The 3442-nt window shown below is 64.5% G+C and carries 3 protein-coding genes; 1 reads left to right on the top strand and 2 read right to left on the bottom strand.

Annotation, left to right across the window (positions count from 1 at the left end; all coding sequences use genetic code 11):
- The first annotated feature begins 587 nt into the window (after positions 1-587).
- Entirely contained in the window at positions 588-1340 is a 753-nt protein-coding gene (locus H5T60_13015) for an HAD family hydrolase (GenBank protein ID MBC7243350.1), read from the top strand.
- A gap of 38 nt (positions 1341-1378) precedes the next feature.
- Here the strand turns inward: H5T60_13015 and H5T60_13010 are convergent, their stop codons facing one another.
- The gene (locus H5T60_13010) at positions 1379-2689 is read right to left on the bottom strand and encodes an MFS transporter (protein MBC7243349.1); all 1311 of its coding nucleotides are present in this window, start codon (positions 2687-2689) and stop codon (positions 1379-1381) included.
- Positions 2690-2702: 13 nt separating this feature from the next.
- Positions 2703-3335, bottom strand: a complete 633-nt coding sequence (locus H5T60_13005; GenBank protein ID MBC7243348.1) for an isoprenylcysteine carboxylmethyltransferase family protein — start codon at positions 3333-3335, stop codon at positions 2703-2705.
- Positions 3336-3442 lie beyond the last annotated feature (107 nt).

The following is a 3442-nucleotide window of genomic DNA, read 5'->3' as shown; positions in this document are numbered from 1 at the left end:
GAGGCGCTGGCCGGCGGAGCCGCCTGAATGGTGGACCCCATCAACAGGAGCATCACCAGCACCAGTACCAGGGAAACCAACACCTTGCGATTTTTGCTGGAAGTCATTGCGTGCCTCCTTTCTCAAGCACAGCACCGGTGGGTGGGCGAACCCTTGCGCCAGGCCAAATAACCGATTTCGTCAAGTTCTATTATACATCAGAAGTGCCCTCAAGTCAATACTATACATAAAATTCCTGATCATTTTCCCGGCAGTGCCGGCATCGCGCCGGCGCAGGACGGGCGACGCGCCGCAGATCGGTCCGCCGTTCGAAGGGGCGGAACGCTCAACCGCGGCTTCCAATGTAGAGGCGATCAGCCAGCGACCCCATCCCCACGCCCCTTCCCCGCCGGCAAGGAAGGGGCCAAGGGCCGGGGTATGTCCCAGCAACCTCCAACATGAGCTCGGCATATAGGCGGCTACCACCGGGCCTTTATCCCCTGGCGCGCGGCGCGACAAGGACTCTCTATATCCCTTTGTTTGACATTCCCCGCCGCGTCCGCATAATGAGGATGTCTCGGACATTTCTGCCATGAGGATAGTGCAACATGCCCAGGGTTTTTGCCGGCGGCCGTTCGTTCGACGTCTCTGCCGTGCTGTTTGATAAGGACGGCACCCTGTTCGACTTCAAGGCCATGTGGATGTACCTGTTCCTGCGCTATGTCGCCCGGCTGAAGGAGATCGCCGGCGCGGACGAATCGCTGGTGCAGGAGCTGTATGCCAGCATGGGGGTCTCCCGCGACGGATCTACCATTGACCCCATGGGTCCGCTGGCGCTGGCGACGACCTCCGAAATCCGCGCCATCCTGGCCGCGGTCCTCTACCGCCATGGGCATCCCTGGGGAGAGGCTACGGCCATCGTGCAGGAGGCGACGGAGGGGTTTGTCTGGCCGGCCCTCAGCGAGCTTTCGCATCCCATCGGCGACCTGGTGCGCTTGTTCCGGGAACTGCGCGAGGCCGGCCTGCGCATCGCCGTGGTGACCACCGACAAGCGCGAGCGCACCCGGCAGATGCTGGAGCTGGCCGGCGTCTGGCCCCTGGTGGACGCGCTGGCCGGCGAGGAGGATGTGATAGCGCCCAAGCCGGCGCCGGACGGCATCCTGACCGTCTGCGAGCGCCTGGGCATCGCGCCGGCGCAGGCCCTGATGGTGGGGGATTCGCCGGCCGATATGCTGGCCGGGAGAGCGGCCGGCACCGCCGGCTGTGTGGGCGTCACCAGCGGCATCGGCCGGCGTGAGGACCTGGAGCCTTACGCCGATGTGGTGATCGAATCGGTGCAGGAACTGCGCGCCGAAAAATAACGGGCGGGAGGATTCTCCGCCTCCCGCCCGCAGGCGCATCACTGCGATGCCGGCGCGACTGCCGCCGCCAGCTCCACTTCGCGCGCCGCTCGCTGTCCCTCCTCCACCTTCACCGTGGTCAACAGGAGCATGCCTCCGATGAAGAAGATGATCAGGGAGACAATGCTCAGCCGGCTGGAGCCGGTGAGCTGTCCCACCACGCCGAAGAGGAAGGGGCCGGCGATGCCGGCGATCTTGGAGCTGATGTCGTAGAAGCCGAAGAACTCGGCGGTCTTGGTCTTGGGCACCATGGTGCCGAAGAGGGAGCGGCTGAGGGCCTGACTGCCGCCCTGCACCAGACCAACCGCGCCGGCCAGCACCCAGAAGTGCCAGGCGGTGCTCATGAAATAGCCGGCGATGGAGATCAGGGTGTAGACCCCCAGGGCCAGGAAGATGGAAGATTTGGTGCCCAGCTTGCGGGCCAGCCGGCCGAACAGGATGGAGAAGGGGACGCCCACGAACTGCGTCAGCAGCAGGGCCCCGACCAGATCGGTGGTGCCGATGCCGATTTCGGCGCCGTAAATGGTGGCCATCTTGATGATGGTGCCGATGCCGTCGTTGTACAGCCAGAAGGCGACCAGGAACTTGGTCAGCTCGCGATAGCGGCGGATATCGCGGAAGGTCTGCGCCAGCCGGCGGAATCCCCCCACCACCGGGTTCACCCCCTCTGTAATGTCCCCGCTGGCCGGCGGCTCCGGCACCGTCCGCAGCAGAGGGATAGAGAACACCCCCCACCACACGGCCACCGTCAGGAAACTGACGCGAATGGCCATCTCCGCGTTCGGCAGTCCGAACACCTTCGGGAACATGATCATGGCCAGGTTGATGGCCAACAGCAGGCCGCCGCCCAGATAGCCCATGGCATACCCCTTGGTGGAGACCTGGTCAATATCCTGCGGGCGGGCCACATGCGGCAGTAGGGAATCATAGAAGATGTTCGCGCCGCTGAACCCGATCTCCGCCATGATGACGAAGATGGAGGCCTTCAACCAGTCGCCGGTGGAGACGAAATAGAGCAGGCCGGTGAAGACGATGCCGATGGCGGCGAAGATGGCCAGCAGGCGCTTCTTGATGCCGGCGAAATCGGCGATGGCCCCCAGGATGGGCGCCATGATCGCTCCGATGAACAGGGCGATGGAGGTGGTATACGCCCAGTAGACGGTGGCCAGGTTGCCGGGCAGGGTGGCGCCGGCGACGGTGCTGTAGAACGGCGGCAGGACCGCGGCCATCACGGTGGTGACGAAGGCCGAGTTCGCCCAGTCGTACATGCACCAGGCGTTGACGATCTTCTTGTACGCTTTCTCGCTCAGCTCATGCATGGGTTCACGCTCCGGGTTGAGGATGGATGTGCTGAAGCTTCGGACAGCCGAATCGGGGGAGGAAACGCGGCACCTGCCGCTGGTACTGCTGATACGCCGCGCCGAATTCCGCCACCAGCCGGCGCTCTTCATGAATGGAACCGAGGTAGAAATACAGGCTGACCAGGGCCGTCAGGAGCAGGCGGTTGACGGTCATATCCGGGTTCAGCCAGAGGAAGAGCATGGAGAAGGTGTAAATGGGGTGCCGCATACAGCGGTACAGGCCGGCCGTCTGGAGCTGGGAGGGCCCGGCCGGCTCCGGGCGGAGCAGGGAGGTGATGCCGAGAAAGCGCAGGCCGCTCATCTGCCAGCCGGCGACAGCGAAGCCGGCGGCCGCCAGTAGCTGGCCGGCGCGCATCAACCAGCGCCACGGCGCCGGCACGCTGTAGAGGGACGCGTCCGGCGAGGTATATGCCAGCCAGAGCAGGGGCAGGAGGCTGAGGAGCGCGAAGCCGCTGTAGGCCGGCCGGTACCAGCGGTCAGCGGCGGGCCCGAACAGCCGGCGCGCCAGCGCCTTGGCCGGCAGGCTGGCCAGCAGGCTGTGCAGGCCGGCCCACAGGGCGAAGGCTACTGCCAGAACGGCAGAACATACCAGCATGCGCACGTCCCTGAAGAGGATAGAAAATGGGAAAACCTATCCCGCCAATCATCTCACCCTCCGCCATGATAAAATAGGCTTCCCATGTTGTCAATGTCTCCTTAAGA

This window comes from Anaerolineae bacterium (assembly GCA_014360855.1).
Lineage (GTDB): Bacteria > Chloroflexota > Anaerolineae > JACIWP01 > JACIWP01 > JACIWP01.
The sequence above is the reverse complement of the archived record's forward strand: the minus strand, read 5'-3'. Positions and strand labels throughout refer to the sequence as shown.